At 34.2% G+C, this 15,489-nt stretch carries 8 protein-coding genes and 1 pseudogene; 6 read left to right on the top strand and 3 right to left on the bottom strand.

Annotated elements, in window-relative coordinates; translation table 11 throughout:
- The first annotated feature begins 102 nt into the window (after nt 1–102).
- Both ACKRLN_RS01025 and rpoC read left to right on the top strand, forming a co-directional pair.
- Nucleotides 103–3,893: pseudogene (locus ACKRLN_RS01025) on the top strand (DNA-directed RNA polymerase subunit beta).
- An 8-nt stretch (nt 3,894–3,901) separates the two neighbouring features.
- A complete protein-coding gene (gene rpoC, locus ACKRLN_RS01030) occupies nt 3,902–7,465 on the top strand; it encodes a DNA-directed RNA polymerase subunit beta' (protein ID WP_416334976.1) in 3,564 nt (1,187 codons plus the stop codon).
- A gap of 52 nt (nt 7,466–7,517) precedes the next feature.
- On the opposite strand, the gene ACKRLN_RS01035 is transcribed toward rpoC, so the two are convergent.
- The 3 genes from ACKRLN_RS01035 to ACKRLN_RS01045 all read right to left on the bottom strand — a co-directional run bounded on the left by ACKRLN_RS01035 (nt 7,518) and on the right by ACKRLN_RS01045 (nt 10,642).
- Entirely contained in the window at nt 7,518–8,519 is a 1,002-nt protein-coding gene (locus ACKRLN_RS01035) for an MsnO8 family LLM class oxidoreductase (RefSeq protein WP_416334977.1), read from the bottom strand.
- A 119-nt stretch (nt 8,520–8,638) separates the two neighbouring features.
- A complete protein-coding gene (gene tpx / locus ACKRLN_RS01040) occupies nt 8,639–9,136 on the bottom strand; it encodes a thiol peroxidase (RefSeq protein ID WP_416334978.1) in 498 nt (165 codons plus the stop codon).
- Between the two features lie 54 nt (nt 9,137–9,190).
- Entirely contained in the window at nt 9,191–10,642 is a 1,452-nt protein-coding gene (locus tag ACKRLN_RS01045) for an FAD/NAD(P)-binding protein (protein WP_416334979.1), read from the bottom strand.
- Nucleotides 10,643–10,895: 253 nt separating this feature from the next.
- Here ACKRLN_RS01045 and ACKRLN_RS01050 point away from each other — a divergent pair, with 253 nt between their 5' ends.
- The 4 genes from ACKRLN_RS01050 to ACKRLN_RS01065 all read left to right on the top strand — a co-directional run bounded on the left by ACKRLN_RS01050 (nt 10,896) and on the right by ACKRLN_RS01065 (nt 15,400).
- A complete protein-coding gene (locus tag ACKRLN_RS01050) occupies nt 10,896–12,533 on the top strand; it encodes an alpha-glucoside-specific PTS transporter subunit IIBC (protein ID WP_416334980.1) in 1,638 nt (545 codons plus the stop codon).
- 23 nt (nt 12,534–12,556) lie between these two features.
- The gene (locus tag ACKRLN_RS01055; RefSeq protein ID WP_203127541.1) at nt 12,557–13,885 is read left to right on the top strand and encodes a 6-phospho-alpha-glucosidase; all 1,329 of its coding nucleotides are present in this window, start codon (nt 12,557–12,559) and stop codon (nt 13,883–13,885) included.
- A 68-nt stretch (nt 13,886–13,953) separates the two neighbouring features.
- Entirely contained in the window at nt 13,954–14,643 is a 690-nt protein-coding gene (locus ACKRLN_RS01060) for a MurR/RpiR family transcriptional regulator (protein ID WP_416334981.1), read from the top strand.
- Complete coding sequence (locus ACKRLN_RS01065; protein ID WP_416334982.1) at nt 14,630–15,400, top strand: MurR/RpiR family transcriptional regulator; 771 nt, start codon at nt 14,630–14,632, stop codon at nt 15,398–15,400. Before ACKRLN_RS01060 ends, ACKRLN_RS01065 begins: the two co-directional genes overlap by 14 nt.
- Nucleotides 15,401–15,489: the final 89 nt, after the last annotated feature.

Genomic DNA, 15,489 nt, shown 5'->3' on the forward strand with positions numbered 1-15,489 from the left:
CTAGAAATCTATTAAAGAAAGATTTTTATTCGTTCATGAGGCTAAGATATTTGTGTATTTTTAGCCTTTTGTGTTTTTATAAAGATAAGGAGTTTTTAATTAATGGCCCAATATCACAACGAGATGTTTGGAAGAACTGAAAGAGTGAGTTTTTCTAAATTCCCTCAAGTCTTAGATCTACCTAATTTGCTAAAAGTTCAAAAAGATTCATATGAGTGGTTCCTTAAAGAAGGTCTTGGAGAAATTTTAGAAGATATTTCCCCAATCGAAGATTACAATGGAAATTTAATTCTTGAATTTGTTGGATACGAATTTGATGATGAAACAAAATATACTATCCAAGAATCAAAATATAAGGATACAACCTATTCAAGAGACCTTAAAGTTAAGGCTAGACTTATTAATAAGGAAACAGAAGAAGTAAAAGAGCAAGAAGTTTTCATGGGAGATTTCCCTATGATGACAGATTCTGCAACTTTTGTAATCAATGGTGCAGAAAGGGTAATAGTTAGCCAACTTGTTCGTTCTCCAGGAGTTTACTATGCTGAAGAAACTGACAAAGCAGGAGATAAATTATATTCTTCAACTGTAATCCCAAATAGAGGAGCTTGGATTGAGTTTGATACAGATGCAAGTCATACAGTAAACGTACGTCTTGATAGAACTCGTAAACTTCCAGCTACTACTCTAGTACGTGCACTTTTATTTGAAACTGATGATGAAATTATAAATGCACTTGGAGATACAAAACACCTTAGAACTACTCTTGAAAAAGAAAATTCTGAGACTAGTGAAGAAGCTTTAATTGAAATTTATAGAAAATTAAAACCAGGAGATCCTGCAAGTTTAGAGTCTTCTCAAAATCTTATCAACAATCTTTTATTTGATGATAGAAGATATGATTTGGCAAAAGTTGGTAGATACAAATACAATTTAAAACTAGCTTTATGGCCAAGAATTGAAGGAAGAATTGCAGCAACTGATGTTATCGATGGCGAAACAGGAGAGCTTTTCATAAAAGAAGGCGAAAGAATCGATCGTGAGACATCTATTGCAATTGAAAATGCAGGTATTAATTCTGTTGATATCAAAAAAATAAACAATGATGGTGAAGACCAAGTACTTAGAATAGTTGGTAACCACTTTGTAGATATCACTTCATTTGAAGAACTAGATGATGTAGATTATGACATTGATGAATTCTCAGAAAAAGTTTATTATCCAGTGATGAGAGAAATTCTTGACCAATACGACAGTGCAGAAGAAATATTAATTGCAATGAATGCTCGTAAAAAAGAATTATCTCCAAAAAATGTTACAAAAGCAGACCTACTTGCAATTGTAAACTATCAATTTAACTTATTTGAAGGCATTGGTGAAGTTGATGATATCGACCACCTAGGTAACCGCCGTGTAAGAGGTGTTGGAGAATTATTACAAAACCAATTTAGAGTTGGTTTAGCTCGTATGGAAAGAGTTGTACGTGAAAGGATGACAACTCAAGACCCAGACCTTGCAACTCCTCAAGGACTTATCAACATCAAACCAGTAACTGCAGTTATAAAAGAATTCTTTGGTAGTTCACAGCTTTCACAATTTATGGACCAAACAAATCCTATGAGTGAGCTTACACACAAAAGAAGATTATCAGCTCTAGGACCAGGTGGTCTATCAAGAGATAGGGCAGGGGTAGAAGTTCGTGACGTTCATGATTCCCACTACGGTAGAATCTGTCCGATAGAAACACCGAAGGACCAAACATCGGACTTATTACTTCCCTTACAACTTATGCAAGAATTAACAAATATGGATTTATCGAAACTCCATATAGGGTGGTAAAAGAAGGCGGAGTCGTAACTGATGAGATTGACTATCTAACAGCAGATACAGAAGATAATTACATCATTGCCCAAGCCAATGAACCACTTGATGATGAACATAGATTTATCAACGAAAGAGTATCAGGTCGTGGTTTTAGGGGTGAAAATGATATTTACCCAAGAGAAAAAATCCAATACATGGACGTTTCTCCTCAACAGATCGTATCTGTAGGTGCATCACTAATCCCGTTCTTAGAAAATGACGATAGTACTCGTGCACTAATGGGTGCCAACATGCAACGTCAGGCAGTTCCACTACTTAAAGCCGAAGCTCCAATTATCGCAACAGGTATTGAACACAGAGCAGCAAAAGACTCTGGAGTTTGTGTAGTATCAAGAAATGCTGGAGAAGTTGTTTATGTTGGTGATAACCAAATCAAAGTAAAAAGAGATTCTGATGGCGAAATTGATGCTTACGAATTATTAAAATTTGAAAGAGCTAACCAAGGTACAACTATCAACCAAAGACCACTTGTTAGAAAAGGCGATAAAGTAGAAGCAAATGAAATCCTAGCAGATGGACCTTCTACACAAAATGGAGAACTTGCCCTTGGTAAAAATATCCTAATAGCCTTTACAACATGGGAAGGTTACAACTTTGAGGATGCTATGCTTCTTAATGAAGAATTAGTAATCGATGATGTACTAACATCAGTTCATATAGAAGAACACGAATGTGAAGCTCGTGAAACAAAACTTGGTGCTGAAGAAATTACAAAAGATATTCCAAATGTCGGCGAAGACATGAAGAAAAACCTTGATGAAAACGGGGTTATCAGAATCGGTGCTGAAGTAAAATCAGGCGACATCCTAGTAGGTAAAGTATCTCCAAAAGGAGAAACAGAACTATCACCAGAAGAAAGATTATTACGTGCAATCTTTGGTGAAAAAGCTCGTGAAGTACGTGATACCAGCTTAAAAGTGCCACACGGTGAGCAAGGAATCGTCGTAGATGTTAAAGAATACAACAAAAAAGATGGAGACGAATTATCTCCAGGTGTAAATAAAGTTATAAGAGTATATGTAGCTACAAAAAGAAAAATAATGGTTGGGGACAAAATGTGCGGTCGTCACGGTAACAAAGGGGTTGTTTCTCGTATACTTCCAAGAGAAGACATGCCATTTTTACCAGATGGAACACCAGTACAAATTTGCCTAAACCCACTTGGTATCCCAAGCCGTATGAACCTTGGACAAGTACTTGAAGTACACATGGGACTTGCAGCAAGGACAATGGGCTGGAAAGTTGCTACACCAGTATTTGATGGGGCAATGGATACAGAAATCGAAGATGCACTTGAAGAAGCAGCATTAAAAGCTCCATATATCAACAAAACAGGAAAAATTGAACTACGTGATGGTAGAACAGGCGAAAGTTTTGAAAATCCAGTAACTGTTGGGGTAATGTATATGCTAAAACTTCACCACATGGTAGAAGAAAAAATCCACGCTAGATCAATTGGACCATACTCACTTGTAACCCAACAACCTCTTGGTGGTAAGGCACAATTTGGTGGACAAAGATTTGGGGAAATGGAAGTTTGGGCTCTAGAAGCATATGGAGCTAGCCACACACTTCAAGAAATCCTAACTGTAAAATCAGATGATGTTACAGGCCGTGTAAAAACTTACGAAGCTATCGTAAAAGGTGAAAACATCCCAGAACCAGGTACACCAGAATCATTTAAAGTACTTGTAAAAGAATTACAATCACTTGCCCTTGATGTAGAACTTTTAGACCAAGAAGGAAGTGTAATTGAGCTAAAAGAAAATGTCGATGAACAAGACAGATTTAGTCAAGTAGATAAAATAGACGCATCAAAAATTAAATCCCAAACCAGATCACTAACACAAAATTCAACTACTGATACTTCAAATGTAGACTCTGAGCAAGTAAGTGTCCCAGATGAAGAAAATGTAGAAGCAAGCGATGATATCCTTGTAGAAAATGAATTTGAAAGTTTATATGAAGAATCTGACAGCCAAGGATTTAGTATCGAAGAATTAGAATAGGGAGATTTATGAGCGAATTAACACAATTTGACGGGATGAGGATGAAAATCGCATCCCCTGAAAAAATCAGATCCTGGTCTCATGGTGAAGTTAAAAAACCTGAGACAATAAATTATAGAACCCTTAAACCAGAAAAAGATGGTCTATTTTGTGAAAAAATCTTTGGACCAACCAAAGACTACGAATGTTCTTGTGGAAAATACAAAAGAATTAGATATAAAGGCGTAGTTTGTGAAAAATGTGGTGTTGAAGTTACAAAAGCAAAAGTACGTCGTGAAAGAATGGGCCACATTGAACTTGCAGCTCCAGTATCACACATTTGGTACTTTAAAGGTATCCCATCAAAAATGGGTCTGCTTTTAGATATGAGTCCTAGAATTCTTGAAAAAATTCTTTACTTTGCATCATATGTAGTTATAAATCCTGGAGAATCTGGATTTGCCTTTAAAGAAGAAATCTCAGAAACTCAATACCAAGAAGCTCTAGAACTACATCCTGATGACCTAGAATTTAACGCAGCAATGGGAGCAGAAGCTGTAAGAGAACTTCTTGCTAGCATTGATCTAGAAAAAGAATACGAATTACTTTTAAAAGAATTAGAAGAATCAACAGGTCAAAAGAAAGTAAGAATTTCAAGACGTCTTGAAGTTGTAGATGCCTTTATGACATCAGGCAACCGTCCAGAATGGATGATCTTAGATGTACTTCCAGTTATGCCACCAGAACTAAGACCAATGGTGCAACTTGAAGGTGGTAGATTTGCTACATCCGACTTAAACGACCTTTATAGACGTGTAATCAACAGAAATAACAGACTAAAAAGACTTTTAGATATTGGAGCACCAGAAATTATCGTTCGTAACGAAAAAAGAATGCTTCAAGAAGCTGTCGATGCTCTAATTGACAATGGTCGTCGTGGTCGTGCTGTAACTGGTGCATCAAATAGAAATATGAAATCACTTTCTGATTTGCTAAAAGGTAAGTCAGGTAGATTTAGACAAAACTTACTTGGCAAACGTGTAGACTACTCAGGACGTTCAGTAATCGTAGTTGGTCCAGACCTTAAATTTAACCAATGTGGTCTGCCACAAGAAATGGCTCTAGAATTATTTAAGCCATTTATAATGAATAAGGTAGTAGACCGTGGCATGGCTCATAACTTAAAATCTGCTAAAAAAATGGTAGAAAAAAAGGACCCAAGAGTTTATGATGTTCTAGAAGAAGTTATAAAAGACCATCCAGTTTTACTAAACCGTGCTCCGACACTTCACAGACTTGGTATCCAATCATTTGAACCAGTACTTGTAGAAGGTAAAGCTATTAAACTTCATCCACTTGCATGTAACGCATTTAACGCGGACTTTGACGGGGACCAAATGGCTATCCACTTGCCACTATCAAATGAAGCACAAATCGAAGCAAGATTATTAATGATGTCTACAAACAACATCCTTGGTCTTAAAGATGGTAAGCCAATTACATCTCCTTCCCAAGATATGGTGTTAGGTGCATATTATCTAACAACCATAAAAGAAGGTGCAAAAGGCGAGGGTATGGTTTTTGAATCTACAAATGAGATGAAAAAAGCCTTACTTGTAGGTGATGTAGAATACCAATCAAGAGTAAGTGTTAGAATAAAACACTCATCAGAAGATCCTGGTAAAATTGTAGAATCTTCAGTAGGTAGATTTATCTATAACGAAGGTATCCCTCAAGATTTAGGATATGTAAATAGAAAAGAAGATCCATATTCACTAGAAATCAACCAAGTAGCAGACTCTGGAGTATTAAAAGATATAGTAGATAGATGTTTTAGAAGACATGGAAATATCAAAACAGCAGAAGTACTAGACTATATCAAACAAACAGGATACAGATACTCAACCCTTTCAGGTCTAACTGTATCTATGGCTGATGTTACAATTCCAAAAGAAAAATGGGATATCATTGCAGAAGCTGATGCTGAAGTAGATAATTACGAAAAACTATATAGACGCGGACTAATCACAGATGAAGAAAGATATGAAAAAGTTATCGATATTTGGAGAGAAACTACAGATAAGGTAACTGAAGCTCTACTAACTGACCTTCGTGATGATAACAATATCAAAATATTTGCTGACTCTGGTGCCCGTGGTTCAACAAACCAAATCAGACAGCTAGGCGGTATGCGTGGTCTGATGAGTCAGGCCGATGGTAAAACTATCGAGATTCCAGTTAAAGCAAACTTCCGTGAAGGACTTTCTGTACAAGAATACTTTATTTCATCTCACGGTTCTCGTAAGGGTCTTACAGATACAGCGCTTAGAACTGCCGACTCAGGTTATCTAACACGTCGTATGGTAGACATTTCTCAAGATGTAATAGTTACAGAAGATGATTGTCATACAAATGGATATGTTGAAGCTTACGAATTTAAAGATGGAAACGAATTAATCGAAAATCTTTACACACGTATTGTAGGACGTACATCATTTGAAGATGTTAAAGATGAAAATGGCGAAATCCTAGCTGCTAAAGACCAATTAATAGATGAAGATACTGCAGAAAAAATTGTTGCAGCTGGAGTTAAAAAGGTAAAATTACGTTCTGTACTTGAATGTAGGGCAAAACAAGGTGTTTGTGCTGCATGCTATGGACGTAACCTTGCAACTGGAAAACCTGTAAATATCGGTGAAGCGGTAGGTATTATTGCTGCTCAATCAATCGGTGAACCAGGTACACAGCTTACAATGAGAACCTTCCACTCAGGTGGTATCGCAGGTGTAGGAATTACATCAGGTCTTCCAAGGGTAGAAGAGTTATTTGAAGCACGTAAACCAAAAGGTCTTGCGTTTATTGCAGAAAATAGCGGTACAGTAACACTTATCCAAAATGAAAAGAAAACAGACGTAGAAATCGAATCAGAAGATGGATACGTACAAAAATATAATATTCCATTTGGTTCTAGAATCCTAGTACGTGATGGTGATGTAGTAGAAAAAGGTGACCAATTAACAGAAGGTTCACTAGATCCACATGATGTATTAAATGTACTTGGCAAAATCGGAGTACAAAACTACATCACAAAAGAAGTACAAAAAGTATATAGGATCCAAGGGGTAGAAATCGATGATAGACACATCGAAGTAATTGCCCGCCAAATGCTTAAAAAAGTTAAAATTGATGAATCAGGCGACACAGAATTCTTACCAGGATCATTACAAGAAAGACGCGATGTTGACCTTGTAAATGAACAAATGATTGAAGAAGGAAAAGCTCCTGCAGAATACACTCAAGAATTACTAGGTATCACAAAAGCATCTCTAGCAACAGATTCTTGGTTATCAGCAGCATCCTTCCAAGAAACAACAAGAGTTCTTACAGATGCATCTATAAAAGGTAAAGTCGATGACCTAATGGGTCTAAAAGAAAATATCATTATAGGTAAACTTATACCAGCAGGTACAGGTATGAAACGCTACAATGATGTAGAAATTGACTATGAAACAAAAGAATTAGAAGATGCCCAAATCGCACTAAACTTAGAAGAAGCCGAAAGTTTAGAAGCTGACGAACAATTACAAAACTAGATAAAAATAAACCCCACAATCTAAATTGATTGAGGGGTTTTTTAGTATTATTTTATTCAAAAATTTCTTTTAATGCCTTGTAGGTATTAATTCTATTTTCCACCCCGTAGATAGGAGTAAAGGCTAAGATTTCATCTAAGTCAAACTTACTTATCTCATCATAAAGTATATCAGCTATTTCTTTTTTTGTTCCCTTTAGGATAAATCTAGACTCATAGGATTTTTTGAGTAAGGCTTTTTCATTTAAATCAAATTCGTAGTCTTTTACATCCTCAGGACTCACTAAACCTTTTTGGCGACCACGGGCTTGTTGGAGGTGGAAGTAGTCAAAAGCCTTGCCTAAATATTCTAATTCATCTTTGTCATCTGCAATTAGCATTTTGTAGGACATAGAGATATATGGCTTATCAGCAAAATTCGATGGTTTAAAATTTTCCTTGTAGTCCTTAAAAACATAGTCAGGAGTTTCTACTGCAAAAAATTTGGCATGAGAATATGGCATGCCCCATTCTGCCGCAACTGGTGCTGCTTGGCCAGTAGACCCAAGCATCCATGGCATTACTAATTTTTCGTTATTCATTGGTACTGCCTTTACTCTGGAAAAAATTGGGTCATTTGGTTCTTTATCTTCCAAATAATCTAAAATTATTTTAATTTCATCATATAATTGACTGGATTTATTAGGATAGCCTTGATTTAAAGCGCGTATTTCCAAAGGGCCAGATCCAGGAGCACGGCCAATGCCCAAATCTACTCTTCCTGGAGCAAGTTCTGCCATGGTTTTAAAAGTTTCTGCTACCTTTAGAGGAGAATAATGCATAATCATTGTCCCACCAGTTCCTATTACAATATTTTCAGTATTTGATAAAAAATATGTTGCAAGTATTTCTGGGGCAACTGAAAGTAGATTTTCAAAGCCATGGTGCTCTGCAAACCAATATCTATCATAGCCAAGCTTGTCTAACTCTGTTACCATTTTTCTGGTATCATTAAAGACATCTTGGTTAGTTTTTCCTGCTTCTCTTATTAATAAATCATGAACTCCAAGTTTCATAATAACCTCCTTAAAGTTTAAATCATTATTAACATTATTATACTCCAAGTTAAAGCATAATTTTTTAAAAAAGACACAAAAAAACCTCAACAGAAAATCTGTTAAGGTTTATAGTATAATTAAACTAATTTTTTAACTTCTTCTAAAGCTTTGTCAAAGTCAACTTCATCAGTTACTTCAGGTACGTATTCTACGTAAGCAACTTTTCCATTTTTATCTACAACTACAACTCCACGAGCTAGCAATTTGTTTTCTTCCATTAGGAATCCGTATTTTTCACCAAATTCACGGTCTTTGTAGTCTGAAATCATTAAATTGTTTTCGATTCCTTCATTTGAGCAAAATCTTGCTTGGGCAAATGGTAGGTCTTCTGTAATTGTTACTACGTTTACTCCTTCAAGTTCGCTTGCTTCTTTGTTAAATTTTTTAGCTTGTAGGGCGCAAACTTCAGTATCTAGTGATGGAGCTACAGAGTAGATAACTACTTTGTTATCACAATTATCGCTTGACCATTCGATAAGATCATTCATTGTTGCTTTAAATGATGGAGCTGTATCTCCAACTTTGATTTCATTTCCTACTAGATTTACTTTATTTCCTGCAAATGTTATATCCATTTTTATATCCTCCTAAAGTGTAATTCTTTTTCCAGATACATTTATACCCACAAATTAATTTTCTAAATTATTCATAAAATTATTTGCCATATCTTTACTAGAGATTAAAACTGATCTTAAATCATTGTTTGAAATATCAACACTTGCTGTCCACATGCCATTTATATGCAAGTTTTTTATTTGCCCGTACTTTGTTGTAATCGGGTTATAGGAAGGATAAGTCACATTTATATTATCATTAAGATCAGCGTCGATTAGTCTATTTTTATATAGATTTTCTAAAAGATTATCTTTTTTTATAGCTTTACTTAAGTCTTTTTCAAAACCTTGAGCGTTAAAAATTTTATCTGTTGAGAATGACTCTTTATTTTTAGTAGTAATTTCAAATTTGCCATTGATATAACTTATATCTTCAGTATCTTTTACGATTTTGATTTTGCCTTTGTCTAGGTCAGAAAAAATATTTTCCATGGTAATGAATGGTGTTTTTGTCATAAGATATGCTATCTTAGTTTGATAAGATTTTTTAAATTCTAATTGTTCAAGGCCATTTAATGAATTAAATAGGCTAGTACTTACATACCACAATTCAAGTGCATAGCTTTGGCAAAATTCTAAATTGAAATCCTTGCTTTTTAAAGCTTTCCTAGATACTTCTATGTCATTATCTTTATAATATTCATAAGTAGCATAAAAGTCTACGCAAGCTTTTTTAAAGTCATTGTCAAAAGTTTCTTTAAAATCATCTAGTTTAATAAAGCCGTCTTCATCTTGATGATTAGATATCCATGCTTCATCAAATGAGCAGATGTTTTTTGGGCAGTATTCTTTGATTTCTGGCAGAGCAAAAAAACTGCTATTAGTAAAAAAATAAAGTGGCTTTTTATAATCGAAATATTTACTTAGATACCTATAAATATCAATGGAAGATGGTCCGGTTCCTATGATACCTAAAGTATCATTTTTATTTATATTTGTAATTTTTTCTCTAAGGGGATAGGGATTTGATACGTAGTTTTCATATTCATTCAAATTGTAATCATCCTTATAATATGATTGGCCGATGCTTAAGAAAACTTCATTATATGGACCGTAGCTTTCATTTTTACTTTTTAAAATGAATTTATCATTTTCTTTTATGACATCAACTATTTCATTTTGGTGAATGCTTACATTTTTATGAGCAAAATATTTTTTATATTTTTCCTTAATATATAGCCCTACAATAGGTCTGGGAATTTTTCCTTCGACTGTTGGAAGTTTTCCATATTTTTCTATGAGCCAATTTTTAAATTCATCCCTATTTTCTAAATTCAGATTCATATGTTCTACTGGGGTATTTAAAACCTTATGCATATCATCATCTTCATAGGCAGGTCCTACGCCTAGTTCATTTCTTTTTTCAAATATATCTATATGTATATTTTCACTAAAATTTTTGTGATCAATTATAGTTTTAAGAGTGTTAGCTCCACTTATGCCGCAACCGACGATGGCTATTTTCATAAAATCTCCTTTACTAACTTGTGTACTATTTATTTTAATACCCTCCTTAGAATGATGCTTATGCTTAATCTTCATAGCTAAATAAAAATCTCCACTTATAGTAGTGAAAATATTTTTATGTGAAAATTCACATAAATAAAATATTTTTGCAATATATACACAAATACCTAATTATCAATGTTTATTGACATAGAGATTTTGAAGATATATTATATAGGTAAAGATAAATACGTTTTCAAAGGAGGAAACCATTATGATGGAAAAAATCCAAAAATTTGGTGGAGCTATGTTCACACCGGTCATGCTTTTTGCGGTATCTGCTCTACTAATAGGATTTGGAACCCTGTTTACAACAGATGTAATCATGGGTCCTATAGCATCGGAGGGTACAGTTTGGTTTGGATTTTGGGACATGATTCTTTCAGGAGCGTGGGTCGTTTTTAACCAATTACCATTATTATTTGCTATTGCCTTACCGATAGGTCTAGCTCGTAAGCAAAATGCTCGTGCTAGTATGGAAGCTTTTGTAATTTATTTAGTATTTTTAAATTATGTTTCTTCTATACTAAAACACTGGGGACCAACATTTGGTGTGGATTTTAGCCAAGAGGTTGGTGGAGCTAGTGGTCTTGCATTAATTGCAAATATTAAAACATTAGACATGGGAATGATGGGAGCTTTACTAATATCTGGTATAGCTATTTGGCTACATAACAGATATTTTGATAAGAGACTTCCAGAAGCGCTTGGAGTTTTTAAAGGCTCAGCTTTTGTTCTGGGTATAGGATTTATAGTTATGATTCCTGTGGCTTTCCTAGCTGTTCTTATTTGGCCTAAGATTCAGGCTGGTATGAATAGTTTTAGAGATCTTATCCTAAACTCAGGAACCCTAGGTGTAGGAATATTTGTATTATTAGAAAAACTTTTAATACCATTTGGCCTTCACCACTTATTATATGCCCCAATGTATTATGATAGCTTGGTTGTACCAGGCGGGATATATGCATATTGGGCACAAAATCTACCACAAATAGCGGCTGCAACGGGTTCACTTAAGGAAATTGCACCTTATGCTCAGCTTACAGCAACAGGCTGGTCAAAGATTTTTGGGTGTGTCGGGATTGCATTAGCGTTTTATAAGACTGCTCTTCCTGAAAATAAAAAGAAGATTGCAGGTCTTATGTTACCAGTAGCTCTTACAGCTGTTCTAAGCGGAGTTACAGAACCAATTGAGTTCACCTTCTTATTTATAGCTCCACAGTTGTTTGCAGTACATTCTCTCTTAGCTGGATTACTAGCTATGACTATGAATGCTTTTGGTGTAGTTGGTATATATTCAGGTGGTGTAATCGAGATGGCATCATTAAACTGGATACCTCTTGGTGCAAATCACTGGAAGACATATTTAATAATGTTAGTTATAGGGCTTATCGCCGTAGCCGTTTGGTATTTTGTGTTCTCTTTCTTAATTAAAAAGTTTGACTTTAAGACACCAGGTAGAACAACTGATAAGGATAGTGCTAAATTATATAGCAAACAAGACTATAGAGATAAAAACAAAACTACAGATAAAACTACTATTGAATCTGATGGAAAAGAGGTGGTTTCTGATAAGAAAAAAGATGTAAAATCTGGAGATAAGTTTGAGACTGTGGCTGATGAAATCTTGATAGGTCTAGGTGGTCCAGACAATATTAAAGATTTTACTAACTGTGTAACAAGACTTAGAGTAAATGTAAAAGATCCTAGTATAGTCGAGAGTGACGAGTATTTCAAAAATATAGGAACTTATGGTACTGCTAAAAGCGGTAATTCTGTCCATGTAATTGTAGGAATGGATATCCAATATGTTGCAGATGCATTTGGAGAAATTTTAAAGGAAAACGAATAAGCAAAATAAAAAAGGAGATAATTATGGCAAATCAATATTCAATCGTAATCGCAGGTGGTGGATCAACATTTACACCAGGTATCATCGGAATGTTACTAGATAACTTAGATAAATTTCCAATCAAAACAATCAAGTTATACGATAATGACGAACAACGCCAAGCTAAAATTGGTGGAGCAATGGAAATTATTCTAAAAGAAAGACATCCAGAAATTAACTTCGTATACACAACAGATCCAAAAGAAGGATTTACAGACATAGACTTTGTACTAGCTCAACTAAGAGTTGGAAAATATGATATGCGTGACAAAGATGAGAAAATTCCTCTAAAACATGGAGTATTTGGTCAAGAAACTTGTGGACCAGGTGGAATTGCTTATGGTATGAGATCAATCGGTGGAGTACTAGAAATCATCGACTACATGGAAGAATACTCACCAGACGCATGGATGCTAAACTATTCAAACCCAGCAGCAATCGTAGCAGAAGCAACAAGAAGACTTCGCCCAGATTCAAAGGTAATCAATATCTGCGATATGCCAATTGATTTAATGTATAAAATGGCAGATATGGTTGGACTTAAAGAATGGCAAGAACTTGACTTCTCTTACTATGGACTTAACCACTTTGGTTGGTTTACAGAAATAAAAGACCATAAAGGTAATGACCTAATGCCACAAATTAAAGAACACGTTTCAAAAACTGGATTTGCTGATGGTGTAGGAAGTGGTCAACATATAGAAGAATCTTGGATGGAAACATTCACAAAAGCAAAAGATGTATATGCCTTAGATCCTGACACAATTCCAAACACATACCTAAAATACTATTTCTACCCTGATTTTGTATTAGAACATACAGATCCTAATCACACAAGGGTAGATGAAGTACGCGAACATCGCGAAAAAGACGTATTTAATATGTGTCAAGAAATTATAGACAGAGGAACAGCAGAAGGAATTGAAATTGAACTAGATGCACACGCAACATATATAGTAGATTTAGCTCGTGCACTTGCTGAAAATACAAAAGAAAGATTCCTACTAATCGTACCAAACGAAGGAGCAGTTCCAAACTTTGATCCAACAGCAATGGTAGAAATTCCTTGTATAGTAGGTAGCAATGGCTTTGAAAAAATCAACCAAGGATACATCCCACAATTCCAAAAAGGTCTAATGGAGCAACAAGTATCAGTAGAAAAATTAGTAGTAGAAGCTTGGATAGAAAATTCATACCTAAAACTATGGCAAGCACTTACACTTTCAAGCACAGTACCATCTGCAAAAGTAGCTAAAGCTATCTTAGATGATCTAATCGAAGCAAACAAAGAATATTGGCCAGAACTAAACTAGTTAATAAATAGCAATAGACACCGTTTAATGTATAGTTTCTATATATTAAGCGGTGTTTTTTAGTTGAGGTGATAGATATAGATATTTCAAATTTAATAAAAGAAAATGAAGCTAGTCTTAGCAATACTGATATCAATATTGGCAAAGAGATAATGAAAAATGGAATTGATTATGACATTTCAATCAATGACTTTGCATCAAAATGCTTTACATCAAGGACGAGTGTACTAAGATTTGCTAAAAAACTAGGGTTTAGTGGGTACAGTGAGCTTAAATATTATGTAAATGATGATAGTAATAGTAATTCTAATAAATCTTATAGTAAAAGTGAAGATTTAATAGAATTATATAATAGACTAAAAACTTGTAAAAAGGTTTTTATATATGGTAATGGAGGATATGAGAAGGTTATAAAGTCAGCTATAAAGATGTATTTAATGGAAATAGGAATTTTAGCTGAGGTATATAGTGGTGGGGAAGAGATGGGTGCCTTTACTGAAACTATGCTAAAAGATAGTGGAGTATTTATAGTGGACTTTTCAGATAATATGCTAAGTAAGCAACTTATGTTTCAAATAGGAAGTATAGATTGCCTAAAGGTTGTGATAGGTGAAGTATATACCAAAGCTACAAATGTCGATTATAATATCTATTTTCCAGATGAACATGATGGGATAAGGCTACTTAGTCCATATATAATTGAGTTTGAAGAAATACTAAAAATATATAAAAAGGCGAGAGAAGATGATATTAACTGATTTAATAAGTGAGAATTATAATAAATTAAATAAAAATGATTTAAAGATTTATTCTTATATACTCCTGGATAAAAAGAGATTTCTAGGTCTTAATATCAGCGAACTTGCTGAAGCTTTGGATTTAGTTCCATCATCCATAGTAAGTTTTTCAAAAAAGCTCGGTCTAGATGGTTATAGTGAGCTAAGATATATCGTCAAATGGAGTGGAAAAGAGAGTAGTGGATTTGATGATAACGAAATCGAGTATAGCAAAAATGACCTTTTACTCACTATGACAATGATGATTTCATTAAACTTAGATGAATTATTTAAGAAATTAGATAAGGCGAACCGTATTTATGCTATGGCTAGTGGCTATACTCAAAAAAATGCAGCAGATGAGCTAAAAAGAAACTTTCTAATCGTTGATAAAATAGTTTATGTAATAGATAAGAATATACCTAGCACTATATTAAATAATATAAAAGAAGATGATGTGTTGTTTGTCTTATCACTTAGTGGAGAAAATAAAGAGGTGCTAAGATTTTTAAATAAACTTCCAAGTAAACCTACTATAGCCTCAATCACAAGATTATCTAACAATACCTTATCAAAAAAATCTGATGTTAATATACCTTTTGTAACGCACCGCGTATTTGAATATGATAGTAGAACGGAAATTTCACCAATATCACAGTTTTATGTTGTAATAGATTTTATCATTTTAAAATATTTATCATATAAAGAAAGAAATACTACTATAGACAATAATATATAGAAGCTTTAAACTCTAAGTTTTATTTGACTTTTAAAATATTACATAGTAGAATATTTAAGTATTGGCAAGGACTTGCCAAATATTAATAT

The organism is Anaerococcus sp. AH8042_DFU013_CI05 (genome assembly GCF_047936775.1).
In the GTDB taxonomy this organism is placed as follows: domain Bacteria; phylum Bacillota; class Clostridia; order Tissierellales; family Peptoniphilaceae; genus Anaerococcus.

Excerpts from the sequence above, each read along its gene's own strand:
- ACKRLN_RS01055 (WP_203127541.1), top strand. The coding sequence starts at position 12,557 with ATGGCAAATCAATATTCAATCGTAATCGCAGGTGGTGGATCAACATTT.
- ACKRLN_RS01050 (WP_416334980.1), top strand. The coding sequence starts at position 10,896 with ATGATGGAAAAAATCCAAAAATTTGGTGGAGCTATGTTCACACCGGTC.
- ACKRLN_RS01065 (WP_416334982.1), top strand. The coding sequence starts at position 14,630 with ATGATATTAACTGATTTAATAAGTGAGAATTATAATAAATTAAATAAA.
- tpx (WP_416334978.1), bottom strand. The coding sequence starts at position 9,136 with ATGGATATAACATTTGCAGGAAATAAAGTAAATCTAGTAGGAAATGAA.
- ACKRLN_RS01045 (WP_416334979.1), bottom strand. The coding sequence starts at position 10,642 with ATGAAAATAGCCATCGTCGGTTGCGGCATAAGTGGAGCTAACACTCTT.
- ACKRLN_RS01035 (WP_416334977.1), bottom strand. The coding sequence starts at position 8,519 with ATGAAACTTGGAGTTCATGATTTATTAATAAGAGAAGCAGGAAAAACT.
- rpoC (WP_416334976.1), top strand. The coding sequence starts at position 3,902 with ATGAGCGAATTAACACAATTTGACGGGATGAGGATGAAAATCGCATCC.